Here is a 25,480-nt window from a genome sequence, read left to right on the forward strand (position 1 = left end):
GACAGAAGGGGTGTACGTGGTAGCTCAAAGCTCGGCGGTCTGGGACTGATGAGGTCTGTCGTTCTGAACGAGTCGGGGGCTCTGGACGCGGATGCTCCAACCGACGACCGCGTGCCGTAGCCGGGGAACGCTGATCCCCCGGCCACAGCACGCGACGACCGATCGCAACTAGCGCGACTCGCGCCACCGGGTGGCCTCGGCCAACTCGAACCCGTACCGATCGGCCAACACCCCGAGCCGATGGACGTTGGCACTGTCCAAAGCGGTTCCGATGCTTCGAAGTTCGAATTCTCCGGACAAAGACAACAGCATCGTCTCTGCCATGCACGCATACGTCAGTCCCGGGGCAAGACCGTAGTTCAACCCGAAGTCCGACCCTGCCGGCAGCCGAACAATGCCACCGTCGAACACCGTCACATCGGGACGAATACGACCCACGTCGTGCGGAATGTTCGGTGGCTGCGCGACATCGCAGACTATGGCGTCGGGCGCCAGATCCGTCGCGTCGATCAGCGAATGAGGTGCCGAGGTTGCTGCGATCACGATGTGGGCACGGGCGACTCCAGCGGCAGGATCGTCGAAGAACTCGAGATGCCCGCTTGCCACCAGGTCGTCGAGCGATCCGCGGCTGGCCGCTGCGGCAAGAGCGCCTGATCCGCCCCGCGCCGCGTCTGCGATCTCGCCCGCCGCGGCCCATAGTTTGGGTGCAACCTGCCCGTGCTCACCCGGACGTCCGACGAGGGTGATGGTACCGACGTCGGGCGCCAATGCACGCGCGATAGTTCGCCCGATCGCTCCTGCTGCACCGAGGATGGTCACACGCGTCGTGCCCAGATCGATGTGTCGCTCAGCGCACACTCGGTGGACGGCCCGTATGCTGGCGGCCGCCGTGAACGAATTGCCCGTTGTCAGAACGCCTGCCATCGTTCCGAGCGCAAGCCCGTTCGCGGTGACCACCGAGGAATACCCGCCGAGTCCGACGACCGTCGCCCCACGCTCGAAGGCAAGGTTCGCGGCTGCGGCTATTGCCGCAACAGCCGCCCCGGACGGCAACTTCAGCAATGCCCGCGAGGTGAACGGCAGTCCGATCAGATTACCGTGGGCGGAACCGTCGTGTTCGGTGACAATTCTGCCGCTGCCGACGACGAACGGGGACGGGTTGAGTTCCGATGTCGCCGAGGCGAATCTGTTCAGCAGATCCTCCCGTTCGGCGTGCGAGAACTCGACCAACGATGCATCGAAGCTTTCGAAGACGTCGAGGTCCAAGGGATGGGCGATGAAGCCGAAGCGGGTGTCACCCTCGACCTCGGGTCGGTGCGGAAGCCTGGCACCGATGAGCGAGTTCGTGGTGGGTGCAGGCTTCGGCGACCGTCCGACGAGATGTCCGATCAGGCCGCCCAGATCTCCTGCTGCAGCGAATGCGAACGCACGGTCCAGCGCGGCCACCATGCGCCGGCATTCGGAATCCGTCACCGTGAGCGGTGGTTCCACCCTGAGCACACGCGCCCCGAAAAGGGTTGGAGCGAGGCGAATTCCCTCCACCTGCGACAGATAGGACGACACCATCACCGCCAGATTCTGCTGGTCTGCAATGGAACCGAGAATCGCCTGCCTGCCGACGAAATTGATGTCCTCGGTGAGCTCGACTCCGAGTAGCAGTCCTCGACCGCGTACATCCGTGACTACGGTGGGGTACTTCAGCGCGAGTTTGCGAAGTTCGCTCTTCACGGTATCGCCGAGTTCTTCGACCCTCGTCACCAGTGCACTGTCGTCCGCCGTCAACTCGTCGAGCACCGCGATTCCTACGCGCGCGGTGAGCGCGTTGCCCGCGAAAGTAGACGTGTGCCGGAGCGCGAAGCTCTCCCCCACCAGTTCGGTTCGACACAGCACTGCTCCGCTGGGCAGGACCCCGCCCCCTAGCGCTTTCGCAAGGGCCAGAATGTCCGGGACGACGCCTTCGTAGTCGCACGCGAACATCGTTCCGGTCCGGCCCAATCCGGTCTGCACCTCGTCGAGAGCCATGAGAACGCCGTGCGCAGTGCAGATTTCACGTACCCGGGACAGGTAGCCCGCCGGTGGTACGACGACTCCGCCCTCGCCCTGGATCGGCTCGACGACGAACACCGCGAAATGATCCGGTGAGTCTTTCAGAGTCTGCTCCAACGCATCACTGTCCCCGAAAGCAATCGCCTCGAAGCCGGAAACCGGAGCACCGAATCCAAGCTGATACTTGCTGTTGCCCGTCGCCGACAGAGCGCCGAGAGTCTTCCCGTGAAAACTGTTGTGTGTACTGAGAACTCCCATCCGCCCGGTGGCGGACCTAGCGATCTTGATAGCGATCTCCATCGCTTCGGCACCGCTGTTGACGAAGGTCACGCGTCCCAAACCCGGCGGCGCAACCTCCACGAGCTTGTTCGCAAGCTCGCCTGCCGGGTGCAGCACCGAGGGCTGCACGAAGATGGCCTCTCCAGTGGCCCGGACTGTATCCATGGCACGCCACACACAGTCAGGATTGTGGCCGAACGGAAGTGCGCCGTAGGCACCAGCGAAATCGAGGTGAACACGGCCCGAGGCGTCGTGCAGAGCAGTGCCTTGACCCGACACGTACTCGATGTCCAAGTCAACGGCCTTCAGCAGCCGAAACAACTCAGGATTGACACTTGTCGCATAGCCGTCGCGGCCCGTGGGAAGTTCGGTGGAAATTCGTCCGATCGATAAGTCGGTCATCTGTGCTCCGTGTCTCGCGAAACCACCTCCGGTAGCGCAAGCTGCCGGGAGGCGATCTCGCGCAACCAGAGCTCGCCCCACTGTGGGACGCAAGCGCGATGGTAACTGCCTAACGGCTGTAGTTAGCGGAACAAAGATGCACAGACTACGGATTCAGTACGACAAACCTCACTTACGGTCGGTTTGTCTCGCCTTTCCATCGACTCGTGTAACAGATCTCACACGATCACTTCAGTTCGGTCGCTGAAACGACCCACTTCCCGTCGATCAGTTCCATGTTCACCATGATCGGGAACATTGCACTGTCGTAGGCAGCGCCTGCACGCGTCGAGCTGACGTTCATGTTCGCGAGTACCTCTGCCTTGTCGGCTTCGAGGCGCGTCAGTCCGATGTCCATGACGTCGACCTCGGTGGCTGTCTGTGTCTGCACTGCGCCGGACTTGATCGCATCGAGAAACTGATTCGTCTGCTCCTGCAACGTCGGCCCCATGTACTCACGCGCCTTGGCCAGGTCGTCGTCGATGGTTTCCCAGTTGTACCGGTACAGCGCCGTGAGGCCCTCGGTCGCAGCCCTAGTCACCTCGGCGGACGTTGCCTGGTCGACCCACGCTGCGTTCTCCACCGACGTCCCCGGCTTCATGGCCGCGACGGTTGCAAATGCAATGAGCAGCGCTGCAACAACACCCACCACGATCGTCGGCATCCACCGAGTACGCCCACTCGTCGACGATTCAGAGTCGACCTCGGGTGCTTCAGCATCCTTGGGCGTTTCACCGGCCACCGACTTCTTCTTATCGAGCGACGGCTTGTCGGCCTGCACGGTGTCCGTCGCAGCGGTATCGGCTCCAGCAGTGTCGGTTCCAGCAGTGTCGGCCTTCACTGTGTCGGCCTTCACTGTGTCGGCTTCGGCGGTCGCCTCCGGAGCAGAATCGACGACAGCGGGCTCAGCGGTCGCGGCATCAGCTACTACGGCATCAGCGGTCGTGGCATCAGCGGTCGCGGCAGTTTCTGCCGTGTCAGTGGTCGGCGGCTGGGAGTCCTCGACCTTCCTCCCTGCCCCCGCGACCTTCTTCCGGGCTTTGGACGTCGTGTTCGGGGGAACGATCTTGCGGCGCTGTGGGGGCACTGGTCTAACTCCTCGAAAATTTCAGGTATGACTCGCGACTTCGGGTACGACTGCGAATACTCGCGGTGTTGGCTCTACGGCCCGCTCGACGTGCTGGGCACTGCGCCCTCGGTGGCACCTGGATCTGCCGGTACCACAGTCGCATTCGGATCGACAGTCGCATTCGGATCGACCGCATTGGGATCGGCGGCGTTAGGATCCGCAGCAGCGTTGGGATCGGCAGTAGCGTTGGGATTCTCAGCGCCCGCCACTGGATTGAGTGGGACAGGCTCCCCGATCGGCGTCGCCTGTGATGCCTTCCACGTCCCGTCGACGTCTTGCATCCCCAGTTCCATGACAAGACGCTGTCGTGAGGGTTGGTATCCGTCGCGCGTCGTCGTAGTAGCTACGACGACGAGTGCCTTCGCGGTGCCCTCGTCCTCGGAGAATTCGGTGAGCGTTCCGGACAGCACCTCGGAGGTGGTCTTCGCCGTCAGGTCGCGCTGGTCCTCGGTGAACGACGCGCGCATGTCCTCGATGAACTTGCTCATGTCGTCACCGGTGACAGACGTGAGAATCGTGTCGAAGGACTGGTCGAGATTCGCGGAGTCCAAAGTCGTCATGTTGAGCACGGCCTGCTGCGCGCCGGTGAGGGCGGAATCTCTGGTCTCGGCGACAGCGCGGTCCGCTGCGGCGTCCTTCCAGCCGATGCCGAACCACACACTTGCCGCGAGCGCGAGGGCGGCCACGATGGATACGCCGATCAGAAACGGCTTTGCTTTGTTCTTCGGTTCGGCAGACGACGGCTTCTGCGCGTCATCCGTCGAACCGGGCTCGGTGTTTGAACTCACAATTGAAACCTTACTCTTCGGTAACACGGGCTCGATTCGCGCCGAGGCCGACCACGGGAACCACGAAACGAGAAAGGCGGTGGATCCGCCGACTTCGGCAGAACCACCGCCACTCGCACACGACCTACTTGGGAGTGACCCCGATGAGCGGAGCGAGCTGAGAAGCGATCGGGTTGAGGTTCAGCTTGTCCGGATCGACCTTCGGCTTGTCGTCCCACGGCTGCGGGATTTCCGGGTCCGCATAGACAATGCGGTTCGAGCTACGGACACCAGTCACGCTGCCCTGTGGAGTCGTGCAGTTCGCCTGCAGGTTCAGCGGGTAGTTCTCCTCGGTGAGGTCGAAGTTGGGATTCTTCGCTTTCTCTTCGTCGAGGATCGCCTGCGAGCCCTCGTACCCCTGGGTGCAGGGCGGCGGATTGTTCGTCTCCAGCAGCAGACCCTGGTGGATCGTGCCGTCGCCCGGGGTCAGCGTCCCTGCGCCTGCAGCCAGTGCAGGCAGGAAGATCAGCAGAGGCTTGAGTGCCAGCGTGCGCGGAGCAGCCAATTCGGTGACAGAGTTGATGTTGGTCAAGTCCGTCGTCAGCGAATCTCCGCCTTCGGCGATGAGTGCGCCGACCTGGTCGCTGGCAGCGGTGCCGGTGTTGATCAGCCGCCTGATGTCCGGGTCGTTGGAACGTAGCTGCGCGGTGACCGAGTTCAGATCTGCACTGAACTGACGGATAGCCGAGGACTGCTGGGACTGTGTGTCCAGCACGGTTCGGCTGTCGCGGATCAATGCGAGCGTCTGCGGAAGCGCTTCGTCACCCGTCTGGGACAAGGTGCCGAGTGAATCGACCAGAGTCTGAAGATCCTCGCCCTTACCGTCGAACGCCGCACCGAGCTCCTGGACCACCGTCGTCAAGTTCTCGAGCGGAACTGTTCGTACCAGCTGATCGGTACTGGCGAGCACGTCCTCGACCGGTACTGGAGTCTGCGTATCGGCGGTCGCGATCTGCGAACCATCTTCCAGGTATGGGCCTTCGTCACTCGTCGGCTGCAAGTCGACATACTGTTCACCGATCGCCGACCGGTTGGCGACGATTGCTCGGGCCGATGACGGAATCTCCGGTCCACCGTCGTTCAACAGCAGTTCGACGTCGATGCCGTCCGACGTCAACGACAGCGCGCCTACGGTGCCCACCGGTACACCCCGGTAGGTGACCTCGGCGTTGGTGAAGATGCCGCCGGAGTCGGCGAACTGCGCGTTGACGCTGTACTGGCCGAAACCGAGGAGGTTGTCGAGTCGGACGTACTTTCCGCCGACATAGACGATGCCGACAACGGCAACGACGATGAACGCGATGAGCTGAAACTTGACCAGCCGCGATCTCACAGCCCACCTCCGAGTTGTTCGATCAGGTCGTTCAGCGGTGCGAACGGCGTCGGTGCACCGGTTTCACCCTCGTCGGGCTCGGTGCCCGGTGCGACCGGAACTCCCGGCGCCGGCGTCGGCGCCGGAATGATCGGCGGCAGCGGCAACAGCGAAATCGTCGGCCAGCCCGGACGAGGACCGTTTCCGTTGTAGTACGGGTTGCTGGGATCGACCGATGGAAGATGGTCACCGTACTTGGGTGGGATGTAGACCGGATCCCCTTCACCCACGCCGAAGTTGCGGAGTGCCGTACCGATCGAGAGATCGAGCGACAGGTAGAGGTTGGCCGAGTTGCCCTGGGTGATCTTCTCGATACCGTCCGGGAACGGCAGCGTCGGGACCAGCGGCAACGTCGTCACGATGTCGTCGGCTGACGCGGCGAGCGCCTGCAGGGTCGGCCGCAGTGCACGTAGATCGGCGATCAGATCGTCCTTCGACTGGTTGATCACATCGGTGCCCACAGTGCCGAGGCGGTCCAGCTGGCCGAGCATCTGCGTCAGCTGCGGACGTTGCTGTTCGAGAACCTCGGTCGCGATCGGCAGATCCTGCAGCACCCGATCGATCTTGTCCGTCTGCGCACTCACCTGGGTGGTCAGGACGTCGAGACCGTCGAGTGCACGGGTGATGTCGTCGCGCTGCTGCTCGAGACCGCTGATCAATGTGTTGGCCTCTTCGAGCAAACTCCGAGTGGTGCCCTCGCGCCCGTCGAACGCCGCGTTGAGCTCCTTGACGATCGGAGCGAGTTGGCCGACGCCACCGCCGTTGAGGAGCAGTGATAGCGCGCCGAGCACCTGCTCGATATTGGTGGTGACCCTGGTTCGATCGAGCGGGATGGTGTCACCATCGGAGAGCTTCTGGGGATCTGCATCCCCCTCCGGAACGGTCAACTGGATGAACTTCTCACCGAGGATGGATGTTTGTTCCACCGCGGCCGTGGCGTTCGCCGGCAACTCGATCGAGTCGTTGACGATGACGCCGACGTTCGCCGTCCATTCGTTGTCGGCAACGGTGATGGAATCGACTCTGCCGACCTCGACACCGTCGACCTTCACTGTCGACTGCGGAACCAGGTCGAGGACGTCCTCGAACTGGATGGTCAGGCGGATCGGGTTGCTGCCGACATCGGCACCACCCGGTAGCGGAATCCCGTACACACCTTGAGAACACGCGGTGGCGGACATGACGACCACTGTCGCGCCGAGAAGCGCCGTCAACGGCCGGGCGCCCTTTCCTGCGATCCAGGCTTTCATCGGCGTGCTCACTGTCCCCCTCCAATCGATTCCTGCAGACCGGGCAGTGTGTTGTTCTCGCTGAGGCGCGGTGACACAACACCGGGCACGGTGCCTGGCACTACGTTGTTCTGCTGTGTGTCGTTGGTGAGCACTCCGAACGGTAGAACCAGACCGGAGTCGCGCACCGGTCCCTGGATCAGTGTCGTGACTTCGGCGCACCGGTCGATGATGGGTTGAATCTGCGCACCGAGCTGCTCGAACCGCGGGTCGCCAGGTACCAGCTTGCCGAGGTCGATCAATTTGCAGACAGTTCCGAGCGGGTCCTGAGTCTCGTTCTGCAGATTGGCCCGCGAGGCGAGCGTGCCCGATTCCGCGTCGTACGAGTTGACGAGGTTGCTGATCGCCAGCGGCAGGATCGTCAGCGTTTCGACGAGGGATGACCGCTGATCCGACAGTGTCTGAGTCGGTTGCACCAGGCCGTCGGCGGCCTGCACCAGTTGGTCTCGATTGTCGGCCACGAAGCCTGCGACGTCGCCGAGGGCGATCGACAGCTGGTTCAGAGCCGCACCCAGATCGTCACGTTCTCCGTTGAGGAAGCTCGTCAGATCCGAGAGCTGGTTGTTGAACTGGCGCACCTGTTCGTCGTTCGCCGCGAGTGCGGAGACGAACGTCTGCAGGTTCTTGACCGTGTCGAACAGGTCCCCGCGGGAATCACTGAGGGTGCGCGAGGCATCGGACAGCTGAGTGATGGTCTCGCCCAACGCCGCGCCGTTACCCTCGAGGTTGGCCGCTCCTGTATTGACCAGATCGGTGAGCGCACCGTTTGCGTTGGCACCGGTCGGACCGAGCGCGCTCGAGAGCTCGTCGATGCTTGCATAGATCTGGTCGACCTCGACCGGCGTCGCAGTTCGATCGCGAGGAATGACGGAGTCGTTCGACATCGTGTCGCCGCCGGAGTAGGCCGGCGCGAGCTGAACGTAACGATCGGAGACCAACGACGGAGTGATCTGCGCGGCTCGTACATCGGCCGGGATGTCGATGCCGCGCTGAACACGCATCTTGACCTCGACCTGATCGCCCTGCGGGACCACCGAGGTGACGTCACCGACTATGACGCCGAGGACACGCACATCCGAACCTTCGTAGATACCCACCGACTTGTCGAAGTAGGCGGTGATGTTCGTGGTTCCCGCTCGGGTGAACAGCCACCACAATCCACCTGCGACGACAAGTGCCGCGATGACGACACCTGCGATGACGGCACGGCTACCGCCGCTCTTTTTCACGTTCTCTCCGGAATCGGTCATCAGTTCCCTCCCAGGTCTCGCGCAGGCTCGCGGTAGCCCGGAATCAGCGGCAGTCCAGGAGGTGTGAGGTTGGCCAGAGTGATGTCGAGCCAGCGCCCGTTGCCCACGACGTTGGCGTACAGGCGGACGAACGGTGCGTAGAGCTCGAGTCCACGCGCAAGCGCGTCGTTGTTCTCGTTGAGGATGTCGATGACACCGTTCAGCTGCTCGAGCATCGGTGTGATCTGCTCTTCGTTGTCCCGAACCAGTCCGGTGAGCTGCTGAGACAGACGCTGCACACCCGTCAACAGTTGAGAGATCGACTGCTGACGGTTGTTCAGCTCCTCCAGCAACGGTCCGGCATCGGAGATGAGGCGGTTGAACTCGTCGTTCCGGTCCGCGAGCACCTTCGACGTCCTACCGGTCGCTTCGAACAGCTTCTGCAGCTCGGCATCGCGGCTCGCGATCGTCTCGGACAACCGGCTCACGCCGTCGAGCGATGCACGAATGTCGGCCGGTGTCTCCGAGAACGCCTGTGACAGCGTCTCGAAGCTTGTCGCGAGCTGCGCGGTGTCGATGTCCTCGATGGTCGACGCAGCGTCGGAGAACGCGTCGATCACATCGTAGGGAGACGTGGTGCGCTCGACCGGAATCGGATCCTTCGGCTTGAGCACGTCGTCCCCCCGTGGGTCGACGGCCAGGTACTTACTACCCAGCAAGGTCTTGATCTGGATGGACGCCGACGAGTTGTTTCCTACCCAGGCATCCTGCACACGAAAGTCGACGTTGACCTTGTCGCCGTCGAGCTCGACCGCACTGACCTGGCCGACCTTGACTCCTGCGATACGAACTTCGTTGCCGGGCTTGAGGCCTGCGGCTTCCGTGAACTGAGCCGTGTAGGTGGACCCTGCACCGAGGATCGGCAGTTTGTCGAGAAAGAACACCGACACGGTCGCGAGCAGCACTATCGCGATACCCAGCGCGCCGAGAACAAGCGGACTGCGCTTCTTCATTCCTTGATCCCCCCAGCTTTGCAACGCTCGGCCGCGTTCGTGTACAGCGGTTGATTCACGGTCGGCAGTCCTGTCGGGAGATTCAGATTCGGCGATGTTCCAGGGCCTGCCTGGATGTCGATACCGCACAGGTAGAAGGTGAACCACGAACCCTGCTGGGCAGTGCGAACTAGCTTGTCCAGCTTCACCGGCAGAGTCTGGATGACCTTGGTCAGGTCGTCCTCGCGGGCGTTCAACGTCGTCGCCAGCGTGTTCAGTGCAGCGACCGACCCTTGAATCGACGGCCGGGTCGGTTCGAGCAGGTCGGCCGTGGCATCGGTGAGACCGGCCAACGATGTGACTGCCGATCCGACCACGTCACGGTCCGCCGACAGACCGGAGACCAGCTGCTGTGTGTTGACGATGAGCTTGTCGAGTTGATCGTCGTTCTGATTCACCGTCTGCAGCACCGTGTTCAGGTTGGTGATGACGGCACCGATCACAGCGTCCTTGTCGGCGACCGTGTTGGTCAGACTCGCCGTACTGCGGACGAGCTCCGAGATGGTGCCGGATTCGCCCTGGAACACCTGGATGATCTGGTACGACAGCTTGTTCACGTCGTCGGCGCTCAGCGTCTGGAAGAGAGGCCGAAATCCGTCGAACAACGTGGTGAGGTTGACGGCAGGCTTGGTCTGCGACAGCGGGATGGTTTCACCCGGGTTGATCTTGCCGCCCTGGTCCCCGGCGCCCTGTTCGATTGCGATGTAGCGCTGACCGACGAGGTTGCGGTAGCGCAGGTTCGCCGTCACCGTCGATGGCAGATAGTCGCGACCGTCGACCGAGAACTCGACCTTGGCCTCTCGCTCGTTGACGATCTCGATGTTCTTGACGTCACCCACACGAACACCCGCGATGCGTACCTCGTCGCCCTTGTTGAGAGACGCGACGTCGCTGAAGACGGCGCTGTAGGTCTCGCCACCCCCACCGGAGATGTTCGCAATGGAGAACGCCAGTGTTGCGGTGGCCAGAATGGTCACCACCGCGAACACGATCAGCTTGACGAGTGGTGCGAGAAGCCCCCTCATTTGATGGTCACCTCCACACCCCTCAATGCCGGCGCCCCCGCCGATGTCACCCATGAGGGAACGTCCCCCGGTGATGTTCCTGTCGCCTCGCCGTAGATCACGGCCAATGTGTCACGCTCGAAATCCGAACCCTCGTAGCTCGCCGGAGCGGCCTGGCCCGTACCGGTGTCGGTGCCGGGAAGAATCGAATACTGCGGAGCCGGAAGCTCCGGAATATCCTGCGGCCCCGGGTTTCTCGACGGCACCTGGTAGGACCCGTCGTTGGCGGAACCACCCGGGTACTGCGGGAAGAACTCCCCTGCCGCGGTATCGGCCGGTGTGTAGCACCGCGGACCACGATTGTCGAAGAGCCGCGGCTCGTCCTGATTGGGAAGGTATCGGCCCTTCGGATTGACGAACGCCGCGGACACGTTGATCCCGGGGTACTCGTCGCCGGCACCGATGACGGCCTGCGCACGCTCGACTACGGGTACGAACTGGCTGAACGTGCATCCGAACGACGGCGAGTACTGCGCAAGAAGTTCCAATGCTTCTCGTGAATCGGCAGAGATCCGAATCAGGTTGTTCGCGTTGGCTTCCAAGAAGTCCGCCGTCGACGCACTCGTCGCAGTCAGCGAGGAGATCAACGTATCGACCGCAGGACGCTGCTCGACCAACGTGTTGCCCGTGACCGTCAGATTGTCCAACGCGTCGATCAGCTGCGGACCGGCATCGGCGTATGTCTGCGAGAAGTCGGCCAGACCGCGCAAGTCTTCCTGAATGTTCGGCAGTTCGGTGTTCAGACCCTTGAAGATGTTCTCCAGCCGATCGATCGTCATCCCGAGTTCTTCTCCGCGACCGGACAGGCCCTGCGCCAACGCGCCGAGCGTGCTCGACAGATCCTGCGGCGGGATCGCCTCGAGAAGCGGCAGCAGGTTGTCCAGCAGCTGACCGACCTCGATCGCGCTGCCGCTGGTGTCCTGTCGAAGCACGGTGCCGTCGGTGATCGGCGACGCGGTGTCGTTCTCGGGAATCATCAGTGCCACATAGCGTTCACCGAACAGAGTCTTCGGCAACAACCGAGCGGTGGTGTTCGACGGAATCAGCTCGGCCTTGTCCGGATCGATGGCCAGCTTCGCGGTGACGACGCCATCGACCGACGACGCCGACCTGACCTCGCCCACGATCAGACCACGAACCTTCACATCGGCGTTCGACGGCAACGCATTGCCGACGGAATCGGTCACCAAATCGATACTGACGACCTTCTTGAACGTCTTGTTGTACGAGGTGATCGACCATCCCAAGAAGAGAATGAGCACCAGGAAGAACGCAAGACCCAACAGTAGTCGCCTCAAACGCGACGGCGAGTCGATCATCCGGCAACCCTCACTGTGGTGGTGGTTCCCCAGATAGCGAGACTGAGGAAGAAGTCCAGAACAGCAACCGTCACGATGGCGGTACGCACGGCCCGACCCACTGCGACGCCGACACCCGCCGGTCCGCCCGAAGCGTGGAAGCCGTAGTAGCAGTGGATCATGATCAGCACGAACGCGAAGATCAACACCTTGAGGAACGAGTAGAGAACGTCCTCCGGTGGCAAGAAGAGATTGAAGTAGTGGTCGTACGATCCGCCCGATTGACCGTTGAAGATCGTACTGATTCCGCGTGACGCGATGTACGACGCGAGCAGACCCACGATGTACAGCGGAATCACCGCCACGAATCCGGCGATCATTCGAGTCGTCACCAGGAACGGAACGCTGGGTACGGCCATGACCTCGAGAGCGTCGATCTCCTCGGAGATACGCATGGCTCCGAGCTGTGCCGTGAATCCTGCGCCGACCGTCGCGGACAAGGCCAGACCGGCCACGACGGGGGCGATTTCACGAGTGTTGACGTAGGCGGACAGGAAGCCCGTCAGGACGGAACTTCCGAGCTGCTCCAGCGCCGCGTAACCCTGCAGACCGACGACGACACCCGTGGCGCCGGACATCATGACGATGACTCCGATGGTGCCACCGATGACGGCCAGCGCTCCCGTGCCGAAAGTGACCTCGGCGAGCAGACGCAGAACTTCCTTCTTGTAGTGAATCAGCGTGCGCGGAATCCACCCGATGGCGCGCACGTAGAACGACATCTGCTCGCCGGCTTTGTCCAACACGGTGAGCGGCGCGCCCGCGATTCGCTTCGCGCGCATGAGAGTACGGTCGCCGCGACCTTTGGCGATGGTCATTGCGGGTCAGCTTCCCTTCGCCGGCACGACCTGGAGGTACACCAGGGTGAGAATGAGATTGGCGAAGAACAGCAGCAGGAAGGTGATGACCACCGTCTGATTCACTGCTTCACCGACGCCCTTGGGTCCCGGGTTGGGGTTCAATCCCTTGTAGGAGGCGATGATTCCGGCGATGAGGCCGAAGATGGCCGCCTTGAACTCCGCCACGTACAGATCCGGCAGCTGTGCGAGAGCCGAGAACGAGGCGAGATAGGCGCCGGGTGTGCCGCCCTGAAGGACGACGTTGAAGAAGTAACCGCCCGCAATACCGACCACCGACACGAGTCCGTTGAGCAGCAGCGCGACGAGGATCATTGCGAGGACACGCGGTACGACGAGGCGATGCACCGGGTCGATGCCGAGCACCTTCATCGCGTCGATCTCTTCGCGGATGGTCCGCGATCCAAGGTCGGCGGTGACTGCGGAACCAGCGGCACCGGCGATCAGCAGCGCGGTCACGATCGGACTGCCCTGCTGGATGACGGCAAGCACGCTGGCCGCACCGGTGAACGACTCGGCGCCGAGCTGCTTGATCAACGAGCCGGTCTGCAAGGAGACCACGGCTCCGAACGGGATAGCCACCAGAGCGGTCGGCAGAATCGTGACGCTCGCGATGAACCACGCCTGTTCGATGAATTCACGGAACTGGAACGGCCGCCTGAACGTATTGCGTGCGACCTCTACCAGTAGTTCGACGATATTTCCGGCTTGCGTGAGTGCTGCGCCCGCCGGAGCAAGAGCGGACTTCTTCGATCCCCCCATAGTTCTTACTGTCCCCGCCCCTGCGCAGGGCCGCGGCCCTGATCGCTGTATCCGGTCTCGTAACCCGAGTTGTCGTAGCCTGCATTGTCGTAGCCAGGATTGTCGTAACCCGGGTTGTCGTAGCCCGGATTGCCGTGGCCAGGGATTTCGTGGCCAGGGTTTTCGTGGCCAGGGTTTTCGTAGGCCTGATTGCCCGCGTACGCCGGAGTCTGCTGACCCGGGTCCGTCGAGTCGAGGCTTTCCTGAATGGCTACCTGGGCACTGTGCGGCAGCGTGTGCATGATCTGGCGAACCCGTTCCTGCCGACGCCCCACCGCCTGCCGAACCGGAGTCCCCGGCGTCGCTTTCATCTGCGGCACAATACCTTCGACATCGTCGACACCACCAGCATGATGCCCGGCGTCGACGAGCGCCTGCTCGTGCGCCATCTGCGCCTCGTCCTTCTCCTCCGACATACCGATCGGCCCGATCATCGTCCCGTTCAAGAACTGCTTGACCACAGGCTCATCGGAGGTCAACAACACCTCACGCGGACCGAACATCACCAACTGACGACGGAACAACATACCGATGTTGTCCGGCACCGTACGAGCGAGGTTGATGTTGTGCGACACGATCAGAATGGTCGCATCGATCTCGGCATTGATATCGATCAACGTCTGGGAGATATATGTCGTACGCACCGGGTCGAGCCCCGAGTCCGGCTCGTCCACCAAGATGATCTCCGGATCGAGAACAAGCGCCCGAGCCAGCCCAGCGCGCTTACGCATACCGCCCGAGATCTCACCGGGCAGCTTGTCCTCGGCGCCGATCAGACCCGTCAGCTCGAGCTTCTCCATCACGATCGCCCGGATGTCGGACTCGGACTTCTTGGTGTGCTCACGAAGCGGGAACGCGACGTTGTCATACAGATTCATCGACCCGAACAGCGCACCGTCCTGAAACAGCACCCCGAACAACTTGCGGATCTCGTACAACTCACGCGAGGAGCATTGCAGGATGTCCGTTCCGTCGACGAAGATCTTGCCCTCTTCCGGACGCAGCAGACCGATAAGCGACTTCAAGAACACGGACTTACCCGTGCCCGAGGGGCCGAGGAGTGCACTGACTTCGCCGGACGGCAACGTCAAAGAGACGTCCTGCCAAATCTTCTGGACTCCGAAAGACTTGGTCAATCCCTCGACCGAAACCTCGACTCCCACGCTGACCTCCACAGTTCGTACACATCAACCCGGTTGTGGGTTGGGTCACTCTATCGCACACGAGTGTCCGCTCCGACACAGGATCTTACTGCCCAGTAATAACTTCCCCGAGTCGGGCCGTGGTCCTGATGACAGTGTGGCCCATATCACCACGACACGCGTACGACTCGCCCGATTTGTGACATAACCCAACATCAACCGACTGTGAAGTCACACAGAACCGGACCGGAAAAACGGGATATCTGAGGCAAAAAGGCAAAACAAAGGGCCACCCCCGAGTGGGGATGGCCCTTCGCTGAAGAATTCCGGCAGGAATTACTTGACGGAGATCTTGGCGCCAGCTGCTTCCAGCTTCTCCTTGGCAGCCTCGGCTGCGTCCTTGGCGACCTTCTCCAGGATTGCCTTCGGAGCACTCTCGACGAGGTCCTTGGCTTCCTTCAGGCCGAGGCCGGAGACGACCTCACGAACGACCTTGATGACCTGGATCTTCTTGTCGCCGGCCGATTCGAGGACGACGTCGAACTCGTCCTGCTCTTCGGCAGCCTCAGCCGGAGCACCGGCTGCGCCTGCGGCTGCAACTGCGACGGGGGCAGCTGCGGTGACCTCGAAGGTCTCCTCGAATGCCTTCACGAACTCGCTGAGCTCGAGGAGGGTGAGCTCCTTGAACTGGTCGAGCAATTCTTCGGTGCTGAGCTTCGCCATGGTGGCGGTCCTTCCTGTAAGTGCTCCAGTCGCTGATCCGCGACCAAAAGTGTTTCGGGTGGAGCTGTTCGCTTGTGTGCGGATCAGCTTTCGGCGGGAGCTTCTGCTTCAGCCGGTGCTTCGGCAGCGGGTGCCTCTGCGGCAGCCGGAGCTTCTGCGGCCTTCTTGTCTGCCAATGCCTGGGCCAGACGTGCAATCTGCGACGCGGGAGCGTTGAACAGACCTGCAGCCTTCGACAAGTTGCCCTTCATGGCACCTGCGAGCTTTGCAAGCAAGATTTCGCGGGACTCGAGGTCTGCGATCTTGTTGATCTCGTCCACGGTCAGCGTTGCGCCGTCCATGTAGCCGCCCTTGACGACCAAGGCCTTGTTGTCCTTAGCGAAAGCCTTGATGGCCTTCGCAGCGTCGACCGGTTCGCCCTTGATGAATGCAATGGCGGTCGGTCCGACGAACAACTCGTCCAGCCCGGTGATGCCGGCTTCGGCAGCAGCGCGCTTGACCAGGGTGTTCTTGGCGACGGAGTAGGTGGCACTCTCGCCGAGCGCACGCCGGAGCTGAGTCAGACCGGATACCGACAGTCCACGGTATTCCGTGACGACGGCAGCCGTCGAACCCTTGAACTGTTCGGTGATCTCGGAAACTGCCGAGACTTTTTCGGGCTTTGCCATACTTCGCCTCCTCTCGTGGGAAGTAATGTCGATCGCGAGAGGGTCCTTCGGAAACGAAGAACGCCCCGGCGCAAGAAGCACACGGGGCGTAGACAGGCGGACGGTGTGTGGATTCGAAAACCCACTACCATCGAACAGGTCCCTTACCTCGTCCTCCTGCGTGGGCCGTCCGAGTCGCCTCGAACCTTCAACCGCACATTCGTCGGGAGTCCCGGAAAGGACCGACCTTCGAGAACGCGGTGACCAACGGTCTTGGGTAGAACTTGATTGGGCGGATCCGAGCTGGCCACCCGCGCAAGCGGAACCTGGTTCGAAGCCGTCGCCCAGACTACAACAGCCCGTCTACATCTGCAAAACGAGTCAGGGTTGGACGCTGACGTTCGCGAACTACCGCGAGACCGTGTCCTTCTCCACGACGGAGTCCGTACTCGACTCGAAGCGCGAGCCCGGCCACCAATTGCGAGCGCCGAACAGTTTCATCATCGCCGGTACCAACATCATTCTCACCAGGATCGCGTCGAAGAGCACAGCGACCGCGAGTGCGAACCCGAATTGCTGCAGTTCCAGCACGTTCGCAGTGAGGAAACTGGCAAACACGGCGATCATGATTGCAGCGGCTGCGGTGATGGGCCTGGCGGTGTGTTCGATTCCGTCGGCGATGGCAGCATCGTTGTCCCCTGTTCTGCAGAACACCTCGCGCATCCTGCCGATGAGAAATACCTCGTAGTCCATCGACAAACCGAACACCACTGCAAACACCGTCACCGGTAGGTACACCTGGATGTAGCCGGAGCTCTCGAATCCGAGAATCTCAGATGCCCAGCCCCACTGAAACACCGCTACGGTGAGTCCGAGTGCTGCGCCGGTGACGAGAACGTTCATCGCCACTGCTTTGACAGGTATCACCAGAGAACGAAACACGAACGCCAAGTAGACGAACGAGAACGCCAACACGGCGAGGATCACCCACGGCAACTTACTCGAGATCTCCTGCGAAGCATCCGCGGCGAGTGCCGTGGTTCCTCCGACCGACACGCTCGTACCGTCTGCGTCACCTGCCACCGTTGCCTGTGCTCGCACTTCCGCGACGAGGTCCGATGCGGCAGTGGAGTCGATAGGAACCGAGGGCACCACGATGAGCATCGAACGCCCGTCGCTCTGCTGAGTCAATGCATAGGCAACACGGTCGTCGGCGCGGACTCGCGCCGCGAAGTCCTCGACCGTACCGAGTTGGCTCGACGTCAGCTGTTGGTCGTCCGCGCCCGTGAACACCACGGTGAGTGGAGAGATCGTGCCGGCAGCGAACTTCTCGGTCAACACAGTGTTGGCGCGTCCGCTCGGCTCCGAACTCAGTGCGCTGGTGCCGAGATCGACGCCGTACTGGATCGAGCCGATCGGAACCATGCAGGCGACCAGAACGAGCGTGGCCAAGGCTGTATACCGCCACGCCCGCTTCATAACGTGATGAGCCCAACGCGACCACCACGTACCGTCGGTCGCCGCCTCGGTCATGACGGTTGGCGGCCGCAATCGCTTCGGGACGGACAATGTGTCGACAGACGGTCCTAGTATCGCGAGAATCGCCGGCAGCAGCGTCCACGCCACGATCACGACGCAGGTGACCGTCAGGGCAACCACCAGTGAAATGCTACGTACCGCAGGGACTTCGACGATCGTCAACGCACCGAGAGCGATCAGCACCACCAGACCCGAGATGACGATCGTGTGGCCTGCTGTGCCCATCGCCGCCCCGACCGCCCGGTCGATGGGCACTCGGTCACGCCGCGAGGTCACGCCAGCGCGCGCGAGCTCTTCGCGGAAGCGGCTGACGATGAACAGCGAGTAGTCGATTCCGAGCCCGAGCCCGATCATCGATGCGACGGTGGTGACCAACACGTCGAACGTCATCACGTTCGCGAGCAACGAGAACACACCGAACGCTGCCAGCAGACCGACCCCTGTGGACACCAGCGGAATGACCCCGGCGACCACCGAACCGAGCGCGAGAATCAGCACCACGAATGCGATGGGAAGGCCGATGCTTTCGGCGCGGAGGGCGTCGTCGGACTCTACTCGAGTGAGGTCGACGGTCATCGGCGAGTAGCCGGTGATCGCCACGTCGATTCCGTCCTGCGACGCGTCCGACAGCAAGTCCTGCAATCGCTCCGCGACGGCCACTCGATCACGCGCGTCACCTGTGACGCCGACCAGAGCCACTGCAGACGTTCGATCGTCGGATATCTGCGGAACAAAACCTGCCGACTCGTACGGATCGACTACTCGCACGACGTCGGGCGACTGACGGAGCGAGGAGACCACCTCATTCACCCGATCGCGAAAGACTCCGTCCTGCACGGTCGCCGACTCCGACGAGAACGTGACGACCACTTGTTCGGAACCGAACGACGCGAAATGGCGCTCGACCAATTCGTCGGCGCGGCTCGAATCCGTTCCTGGAACGGAGAAGTTGACTCCGACAAGACCGTTCTGCAGTGACGGATACATCAGTGCGGATGCGAGGGCCAACAGCACCCACACCGCGGCGACGATCCATCGTCTTCGGGCGATGAGCCGGCCCCACCGATCGCCGATCTGCGCCGAGCCTGTGTCCGGTCTCGCGATGTCGGTCGTATCGATCATTGTGCTGCTCTTACGATTTCGTCGAGTTCGCGACGGTAGATTCGATAGACCCGGTGCGGCGACTGCTCCACACGAGTGAGCAGCGACCCCTTCATCCACGGACTGTCTTCGAGCACGGGCGCCGCTTCCACTCGCGTGTATCCACGATCCTTCATCCGCTGCGACATTTCCATGATCAGTAGCGATGCCACCGCACGATCAGGGCATTCCGGATCGACGAACAGCATGTCCACGCGCACCCCGTCGACCACGTCTCGACGTCGACGCTTCACGTGCCAGAGCGTGGCGAGGTCACGCATCCATCTCGACGAATGCCGAGAGGCACGCAGCGCAGCGGTATTCGCGTCCGGAATGGCCATCAGAAACCCGACCGGCTTGCCGTCCAGTTCGGCCAGCAGAGTGAGCTTACGGTCGAGGATGGGAAGCATCATCTTCAGTAGCTCGAGAAACTCGGCGTACGACAACGGCGAGAATCCCCAGAAGTTCGTGAATGTGCGGTTGTACAGAGTCTGCACGATTCGCGCGTCACTACGCAGGTTCCGATACTTCATCGTGCGAAAAGTGACTTCCGAACGCGCTTTGACCTTCTCGAAGATCTGAAGGTGGCGCTTGTACTCGGGACGTTTGTAGAGCATGTACGGGTCGTCGAACAGGTAGCTGTAGAAGTCCTTGGCGCCGACCAAACCCCACTTCTCGAAATGCTCTGCGTAATAGAGCGGGTTGTGAGGCATACCGATTAGCGGAAGCTTCGGAGCCTCGTCCACGACGATGCCCGCGCTGTAGAACATCGAGGGACTGAACGGTCCGGACATCGATGCCAGACCCCGATCCGCAAGCCACCCGGACGCCGCGTCCAACAGTAAGTTCGCCACGTCTTGGTCCTCGACCGCTTCGTAGAAGCCGAAGAATCCGATGGACTCCCTGGTGTATTCGGTGAAGCTCAGATCATGAATTGCGACCACGCGACCGACCGGTAGGTCACCGTCGCGAGCGACGAAGGCCCCGATGGTGCGTGTGGCCGCCACGGCTGCCGGCGGCTTCCTCAACACACGATCGATGTCCATCGCCTCGTCAGGCAGACCGTAAGGATCGGATCGGTAGATCTCGGTCGAGACCGACCGAAAGTCCGACCATTCACCCCGTGTGGTGACTTCTCTGACTGTGATCATCGTTCCTCTTCGGGGGGTGAGAGTTCGTCGACAGAGATCGGTGACGTGGCCACCACCGTGTGTCCCGCCAGGACGTACTGCCCTGGCACCACGTCGATTTCGGTGACGAGCTCGTCGGGCAGGAAGACATCGCACTGGGAACCGAAGCGGATCATTCCGTACTGCTCCCCACGCGAAACCACGTCACCGACGTCGACGTGTGCAACGATCCTGTCAACCCACAAGTCGGCAATCTGGGTCACGGTGACAACCGCTCCAGACTCGTGCTCGACAGCAATGGTCAGTCGTTCGTTGGTGAACAAGTAGTCGCAACCGTCGTCGTACGGGGTATGTCTGGTGATGAGGTTGGCGCCGATTCGGGCCATCGATCGATTGACCGGGGCCGCAGATCGGTGTTGCCGCAATGTGATCGTTCCCGAAATCGGAACTCGGTTGCGATGAACGGAGTACTCGGTCATGTAGATACCCACCAGGTATCCGCTCGCCGTGGTGCTCACACTGGTGAACTCCTCGAGAGGGATGGTTCGCCCCTTTTTCACCGCATGCGGAATATCGCCCTTTTCGATCCGCTTGACGTACGTGACGAATCCGTCGGCAGGCGCAACGATCGACTTCGTATCGGCAGGCGGTGATCTGTCCGGATCTCGAAAGAAGAATCGAAGTCGCCAGTACAGAAAGAGCCCGATGAATCCTAGAAGGGCAGCCGCTGAGCCGACCGCCCATCTGCCCACTGCATTCATGAGTACCGCTGTTCGTCGACAGCCTCGGACCAGCTTACGAACGCGTTCGTAAGCTGGTCTCGGACCGGCCTCGGGCACATACCGATAGCGCCGCATACCACGTAGAAGCCCAGGGAAAGAACGGCATTGACGGACTCTGCCCGGACGTCGATGTCGCGCAATCGAACCGATGACGGTTCATGTCTGTCGATCACGTCATTCCACGGACACGGGAGTGAGAGTCTTCAGCTCGGCCTTCCTGAAGTACAACTCGAAGAGCCTTCGGTGATCACACCAGGAGCCGTCGTGATCGACGGGAAATATTGCTTCCGGCTTGTGCACCAACCGCATGAGCTTGTCGATGTTGTCCGCCAGCATGGTCTCGGCGAATTTCGGCGAGATGCGCACGCTCACACGTTCGACGAATTCCTCCCAGCTGACGAGATCGAGACCGAGCAATTCCGCGTACAGGTCGTGGCCGTACCCGGTGGTATTGCTCGGGAGCAACCGGGCAAGCGGATGGCTGTGGAGTGCGTTGCCTGCCATCACGTCGCAGATCACATCCACCGGTACGTAATTCATGCCGGGACCGTCCCAGATCGCGCCACACGCGATCGCGACCTCGACGATTCGCCAAAAGCTGTACGCCCGACCGGGATCGAGACCGAGTTCGGTACTTCCGAGGATGTACGGTGCCTCGCAGAGCGTCACCGAATAGGTATCCGACACCGACAGCCAACCGAGGAGAGCTGCGTTCACCCACTTCATCTGCGCATAGCCGGAATACCACCAGGAGTCGGGGCGACGGAAGTCATCCGGCCTCTGATAGAGATGCCCGCCGATGCTTCCGACATAGGTAAGGTGCTTGCGCGCAGAAACGACAGTGAACTCGAGAATGCGCAGAACACTGATGAACCAGTCCTCGCGCAGCTCTACGTAGCTTTCGGTGTAATCGGTCGAGCTGGCACAGTTGAACACCTGTCCGACGTCCGTGGCCAACTCGAAATAGCGTTCCTTGTCCAGACCGAACCGAAATTTCGTCGGTGTGCCCTCTACGATGCGAATCTTGCGTGCGTCGACCTCGATCGAATACATGTCGAAGGTGCGCTGCAATCGTTCTTCAGCAGTCTGCTCCTCGGTGGGACGGACAACTGCCCACACCGTCTCGACCCGTGAATCCCGGGTCAATCTCCCGATCAGGTGGGCACCGAGGAATCCATTGGCACCGAACACCATTGCGGTGTCGGTCCGCGGTGGGGGCATTTCTGCCACACGGCGACGAGTCTGCTCATCGATATGCGGACGCAATGCCGTCGGATCGCCGTTGCTGAGCGCAACGATGTCCGCGTATTTGCCGTCGAAACGTAACCCTGGACATTCCGAGCTGATCAATGCGTCCGCGTGCGGCCACTTGGGCCGTAGAGAACCGTCCCCGAGAAGTTCGTCGAAGTACACTTGGCCTCCATACAGTTTGACTTCCGGTCAGGAAGCAACGGAATCATATGCGTCGAGGAAACGCTCCAGGTTCCTTTCTTTCGATGTTTATGACTGCTGCTATATCCAGCGGCGCACGGATGGGTGACTTCACAATCTCCACAGCCTCGGGGCCCGTCCGTCGCGGCACAATATGGACAATGCAGCGAATTCGGGCGCGGCACAAACGAAAAGGTGACACGGATCGTTCGGAGAGGTTCAATCGGAACATGACGGCAGCGCAGCCACACCCGCTCTTGCAACCAGGGCGCGACCCGAGCGGCGGTGAAGCGGCACTGACGTGGAGCGCTATTGCGAAAGAAGAACCGCGCTATCCGAAAGTCTCGGTCGCTGCCGACGTCCGGATCCCGATGAGCGACGGCGTCGTACTCCGCGCCTACGTCTTTCGGCCTGCCGATGCGGCGGGTCATGCTGTCGCGGGCGACTTTCCCGCCGTGCTCACTCTCACCCCGTACAACAAGTTGCTGATCAAGGGTGTCGACACTGTCCTCAACGCTCCCGTCTTCGGGCCGCTGATCCGAACGCTGTCGCGCCGATTCGATCTCACCGGCACCCCGTTCGACGGCATCACCGAGATCACTCGGGTTGTCGCGGGCGGAGCCGCCGATGTCGGGGCAGTCAACAGGCACCTGGTCCGCAGCGGCTACGTGCAGGTGATCGTCGACGTCCGAGGAACCGGGTCTTCGACTGGAACGTGGGACGTTCTCGGACTACGGGAGCAGCAGGATTCGCTGGAGACCATCGAATGGATCAGCGCCCAGTCGTGGTGCAACGGCCGTATCGGAATGGCGGGCATCTCGTACTCTGCGATCAACGCGCTCCAGGCCGCAGCGAAACGTCCGGCTGGACTGCAGGCAGTGTTCGCGGTCGAAGGATCGGTCGACATCGTCCGCGAGATCTTCGCGACAGGTGGGGCGCCGTCGCTGTTCATCCCGCTGTGGCTGACCGCCGTCAACGGACTCAAATGGGTGCCGTCCGTCCGCGACCTCGATGTCGCCACTTGGTTGCGCGATCGGCTCTCCTCTCCTGCGACCGATCTTCTCGACCTCGCCAGGGGGTTCGTCTCGGGCGGTGACCGAAGGATCTACGACGATCCCTACTACGACACCATCGACGCCGACATCGAAGACATCGAAGCCCCGACCTTCGTCTACGGGTGCTGGCACGACATCTTCGGCGGCGCCGCACCCGACATCTACAACCGCCTCGCACTCGAGCGAGGGCGAGGGCACAAGCAACTACTGGTCGGCGACGGATACCACGCCAATCCAGGCGTCGGCTTCGGCGAACCTCGGTTTCCCCCGCGGCTGGACGTGTTGGAGCGCGCATGGTTCGACCGATGGCTGCGCGACGAGGACAACGGCATCGAGAAGTACGGTCCGGTCACCCTCCGGCAGCAAGGTGGTGGCTGGACGGCGCACGGAAGATTCCCAGCGCCACACGCCGAGCCGAGACGGTTGTACTTGTCCGCTGTATCGTCCGGTAGCGCACCGCACGCGGTGGCCGACGGAAGCCTGCATGCCAACGCCGACACGTCTGCCGGAACGTTCTCTGTCCGACCGAACCTACGGTCGGTGATCTCACGTGACACCACGCAGGTCCTCGCGGGTGTGACTGCTGTACTCGGCGGTGGCTTCACCTACGACAACCGGTTCGCCGAAAAAGGTGCCATCACCTTCACCACGGGAATCGCCGACGCCGACACCGTGATCTCGGGGCCGATGAACCTCCACCTGCTCGTCGTGTGCCATGCACCCGAGGCGCTCTGGGCGATCATGGTGTGCGACGTCGACCCGAGCGGCCAATCGACTGTTCTGACGAACGGTGCGCTCCTCGCCTCCCGCAGGGCCGTCGACGACGAGCTCTCACTGTTCGCGCCGAACGGCGACTACACGCGGCCCCATCACCCCTTGACCGAGAGCACATTGCTGCCGGTGCCGATCGGCGAGACCATCGTTCTCGACATCGACCTGCTCACCACGGAGGCCCGCATCGAAACAGGGCATCGGCTTCGCGTCGACATCTTCGCAACCGACGCGCCCCGTTTCATGCCGATCTTGCCCGACCTCCTCCGCACCCAAGCCAAAGCGCAGGACGTGGTGATCGACGCCGAGAGCCCCAGCTTTCTCGTCGTCCCCCTACTCGGCGAACCTGGCTGGTAGAGAAGACACATGCAGTCGCGTACCGGTTTCGCGCCGTCGAACGATATCGAGCTCGCCTACGAGGACATGGGCAATCCCGACGATCCCGTCGTGCTGATGATCATGGGTCTGAGTGCCCAGATGACGCTGTGGCCGACGGAGTTTTGTGAACGTATCGTCGAACAGGGCTTTCGGGTCATTCGCTTCGACAACCGTGACATCGGTCTGTCGACCAAGATGGACGGTCAACGCATCGAAGGATCTGCTCTGCTGAGGCTCCTCCGCACCCAGCTAGGCGCGTCGAGCAGGGTTCCCTACACCCTCGAGGACATGGCCCTCGACGCGAAGGGCCTCCTCGACTACCTCGAGATACAGCGCGTCCACGTCGTCGGCGCGTCCATGGGCGGAATGATCGCGCAGGTATTCGCTGGGCTGTATCCCGAACGCGTACTCAGCACCGGCATCATCTTCTCCAGCACCAACGAAGCCTTCCTACCGCCACCGGACCCACGCGCACTGCTCCCCCTGATGAAGGGACCCGGCCCGGGCGCAAGCCGCGAGCAGATCATCGCGCATTCGGCCAACACCCGACGCATCATCGGCAGTCCGGCGTACCCCACGCCGATGGAGGAACTCCTCGTCACCGCAGGCGAAATGTACGACCGCAATTACAATCCTGCCGGCGCACTGCGACACATGGCTGCAGTGACCGGCACCGGAAGCCTTCGCCGCATTGCGGCGCAAATCGCGGCACCGACCGTCGTGATCCACGGCCGCGCGGACCGCCTCATGCGTCCGAGCGGCGGCAAAGCCATCGCCCGGGCTGTCAAAGGCTCGTCGCTCCACCTCATCGGCGGCATGGGCCACGATCTGCCGCGGCCGTTGTGGGACGAAATCCTCGGTGAGCTAGCGGCGAACTTCGCGAGGGTGTGAGCTGGCGGGCCGGGGCTCGCAGGGTCGGGTCCGGAGGGACCGAATGTCTATTTCAGTCACTCAGAGTGAGCGAATGCCTGTTTCAGTCACTCAGAGTGACCGAATGT

20 protein-coding genes are annotated in these 25,480 nt (G+C 61.9%); 2 read left to right on the forward strand and 18 right to left on the reverse strand.

The window, feature by feature from the left end; genetic code table 11:
• Nucleotides 1-168 precede the first annotated feature (168 nt).
• The 18 genes from WDS16_RS16760 to WDS16_RS16845 form a co-directional block, all read right to left on the reverse strand.
• On the reverse strand, nucleotides 169-2,727 hold the full coding sequence (locus WDS16_RS16760; RefSeq protein WP_338886352.1) for an aminotransferase class III-fold pyridoxal phosphate-dependent enzyme: 2,559 nt from the start codon (nucleotides 2,725-2,727) through the stop codon (nucleotides 169-171).
• Nucleotides 2,728-2,953: 226 nt separating this feature from the next.
• Nucleotides 2,954-3,853: a hypothetical protein gene (locus tag WDS16_RS16765; protein WP_338886353.1), complete on the reverse strand. Its 900-nt coding sequence runs from the start codon at nucleotides 3,851-3,853 to the stop codon at nucleotides 2,954-2,956.
• Between the two features lie 74 nt (nucleotides 3,854-3,927).
• On the reverse strand, nucleotides 3,928-4,683 hold the full coding sequence (locus WDS16_RS16770) for a hypothetical protein (RefSeq protein ID WP_338886354.1): 756 nt from the start codon (nucleotides 4,681-4,683) through the stop codon (nucleotides 3,928-3,930).
• Nucleotides 4,684-4,807: 124 nt separating this feature from the next.
• Nucleotides 4,808-6,055: an MCE family protein gene (locus WDS16_RS16775; RefSeq protein ID WP_338886355.1), complete on the reverse strand. Its 1,248-nt coding sequence runs from the start codon at nucleotides 6,053-6,055 to the stop codon at nucleotides 4,808-4,810.
• Nucleotides 6,052-7,344: an MCE family protein gene (locus tag WDS16_RS16780; RefSeq protein ID WP_338893496.1), complete on the reverse strand. Its 1,293-nt coding sequence runs from the start codon at nucleotides 7,342-7,344 to the stop codon at nucleotides 6,052-6,054. The genes WDS16_RS16775 and WDS16_RS16780 overlap by 4 nt, the downstream gene beginning before the upstream one ends.
• An 8-nt stretch (nucleotides 7,345-7,352) precedes the next feature.
• Nucleotides 7,353-8,633, reverse strand: a complete 1,281-nt coding sequence (locus WDS16_RS16785; protein ID WP_338886356.1) for an MCE family protein — start codon at nucleotides 8,631-8,633, stop codon at nucleotides 7,353-7,355.
• Nucleotides 8,633-9,625 (reverse strand): MCE family protein, encoded by a 993-nt coding sequence (locus WDS16_RS16790; RefSeq protein WP_068381492.1) that lies wholly within the window; start codon nucleotides 9,623-9,625, stop codon nucleotides 8,633-8,635. Before WDS16_RS16790 ends, WDS16_RS16785 begins: the two co-directional genes overlap by 1 nt.
• Complete coding sequence (locus WDS16_RS16795) at nucleotides 9,622-10,689, reverse strand: MCE family protein (protein WP_338886357.1); 1,068 nt, start codon at nucleotides 10,687-10,689, stop codon at nucleotides 9,622-9,624. The genes WDS16_RS16790 and WDS16_RS16795 overlap by 4 nt, the downstream gene beginning before the upstream one ends.
• Nucleotides 10,686-12,047, reverse strand: a complete 1,362-nt coding sequence (locus WDS16_RS16800; protein ID WP_338886358.1) for an MCE family protein — start codon at nucleotides 12,045-12,047, stop codon at nucleotides 10,686-10,688. Before WDS16_RS16800 ends, WDS16_RS16795 begins: the two co-directional genes overlap by 4 nt.
• Entirely contained in the window at nucleotides 12,044-12,904 is an 861-nt protein-coding gene (locus WDS16_RS16805) for an ABC transporter permease (RefSeq protein WP_338886359.1), read from the reverse strand. The genes WDS16_RS16800 and WDS16_RS16805 overlap by 4 nt, the downstream gene beginning before the upstream one ends.
• Nucleotides 12,905-12,910: 6 nt before the next feature.
• Nucleotides 12,911-13,705 carry an ABC transporter permease gene (locus tag WDS16_RS16810; RefSeq protein WP_338886360.1) on the reverse strand — a complete coding sequence of 265 codons (795 nt, stop codon included), beginning with the start codon at nucleotides 13,703-13,705 and terminating at the stop codon, nucleotides 12,911-12,913.
• 5 nt (nucleotides 13,706-13,710) lie between these two features.
• On the reverse strand, nucleotides 13,711-14,907 hold the full coding sequence (locus tag WDS16_RS16815; protein WP_338886361.1) for an ABC transporter ATP-binding protein: 1,197 nt from the start codon (nucleotides 14,905-14,907) through the stop codon (nucleotides 13,711-13,713).
• A gap of 315 nt (nucleotides 14,908-15,222) precedes the next feature.
• The gene (gene rplL / locus WDS16_RS16820) at nucleotides 15,223-15,609 is read right to left on the reverse strand and encodes a 50S ribosomal protein L7/L12 (protein ID WP_032380460.1); all 387 of its coding nucleotides are present in this window, start codon (nucleotides 15,607-15,609) and stop codon (nucleotides 15,223-15,225) included.
• Nucleotides 15,610-15,692: 83 nt separating this feature from the next.
• Entirely contained in the window at nucleotides 15,693-16,277 is a 585-nt protein-coding gene (gene rplJ, locus WDS16_RS16825) for a 50S ribosomal protein L10 (protein ID WP_068376682.1), read from the reverse strand.
• Nucleotides 16,278-16,664: 387 nt separating this feature from the next.
• On the reverse strand, nucleotides 16,665-18,917 hold the full coding sequence (locus tag WDS16_RS16830; protein ID WP_338886362.1) for an MMPL family transporter: 2,253 nt from the start codon (nucleotides 18,915-18,917) through the stop codon (nucleotides 16,665-16,667).
• Nucleotides 18,914-20,086, reverse strand: coding sequence for a GNAT family N-acetyltransferase (locus WDS16_RS16835; RefSeq protein WP_338886363.1), 1,173 nt, complete (start codon nucleotides 20,084-20,086; stop codon nucleotides 18,914-18,916). Before WDS16_RS16835 ends, WDS16_RS16830 begins: the two co-directional genes overlap by 4 nt.
• Nucleotides 20,083-20,826 carry a phosphatidylserine decarboxylase gene (locus WDS16_RS16840; RefSeq protein ID WP_338886364.1) on the reverse strand — a complete coding sequence of 248 codons (744 nt, stop codon included), beginning with the start codon at nucleotides 20,824-20,826 and terminating at the stop codon, nucleotides 20,083-20,085. Before WDS16_RS16840 ends, WDS16_RS16835 begins: the two co-directional genes overlap by 4 nt.
• Nucleotides 20,827-21,021: 195 nt before the next feature.
• Entirely contained in the window at nucleotides 21,022-22,260 is a 1,239-nt protein-coding gene (locus WDS16_RS16845; protein WP_338886365.1) for an SDR family oxidoreductase, read from the reverse strand.
• Nucleotides 22,261-22,508: 248 nt separating this feature from the next.
• On the opposite strand from WDS16_RS16845, the gene WDS16_RS16850 reads away from it, so the two are divergent.
• Together WDS16_RS16850 and WDS16_RS16855 are read left to right on the forward strand one after the other, a co-directional pair.
• The gene (locus WDS16_RS16850; RefSeq protein ID WP_338886366.1) at nucleotides 22,509-24,461 is read left to right on the forward strand and encodes a CocE/NonD family hydrolase; all 1,953 of its coding nucleotides are present in this window, start codon (nucleotides 22,509-22,511) and stop codon (nucleotides 24,459-24,461) included.
• 9 nt (nucleotides 24,462-24,470) lie between these two features.
• Nucleotides 24,471-25,373 carry an alpha/beta hydrolase gene (locus tag WDS16_RS16855; RefSeq protein ID WP_338886367.1) on the forward strand — a complete coding sequence of 301 codons (903 nt, stop codon included), beginning with the start codon at nucleotides 24,471-24,473 and terminating at the stop codon, nucleotides 25,371-25,373.
• Nucleotides 25,374-25,480 lie beyond the last annotated feature (107 nt).

The organism is Rhodococcus sovatensis (assembly GCF_037327425.1).
Taxonomy (GTDB): Bacteria; Actinomycetota; Actinomycetes; order Mycobacteriales; family Mycobacteriaceae; genus Rhodococcoides; species Rhodococcoides sovatense.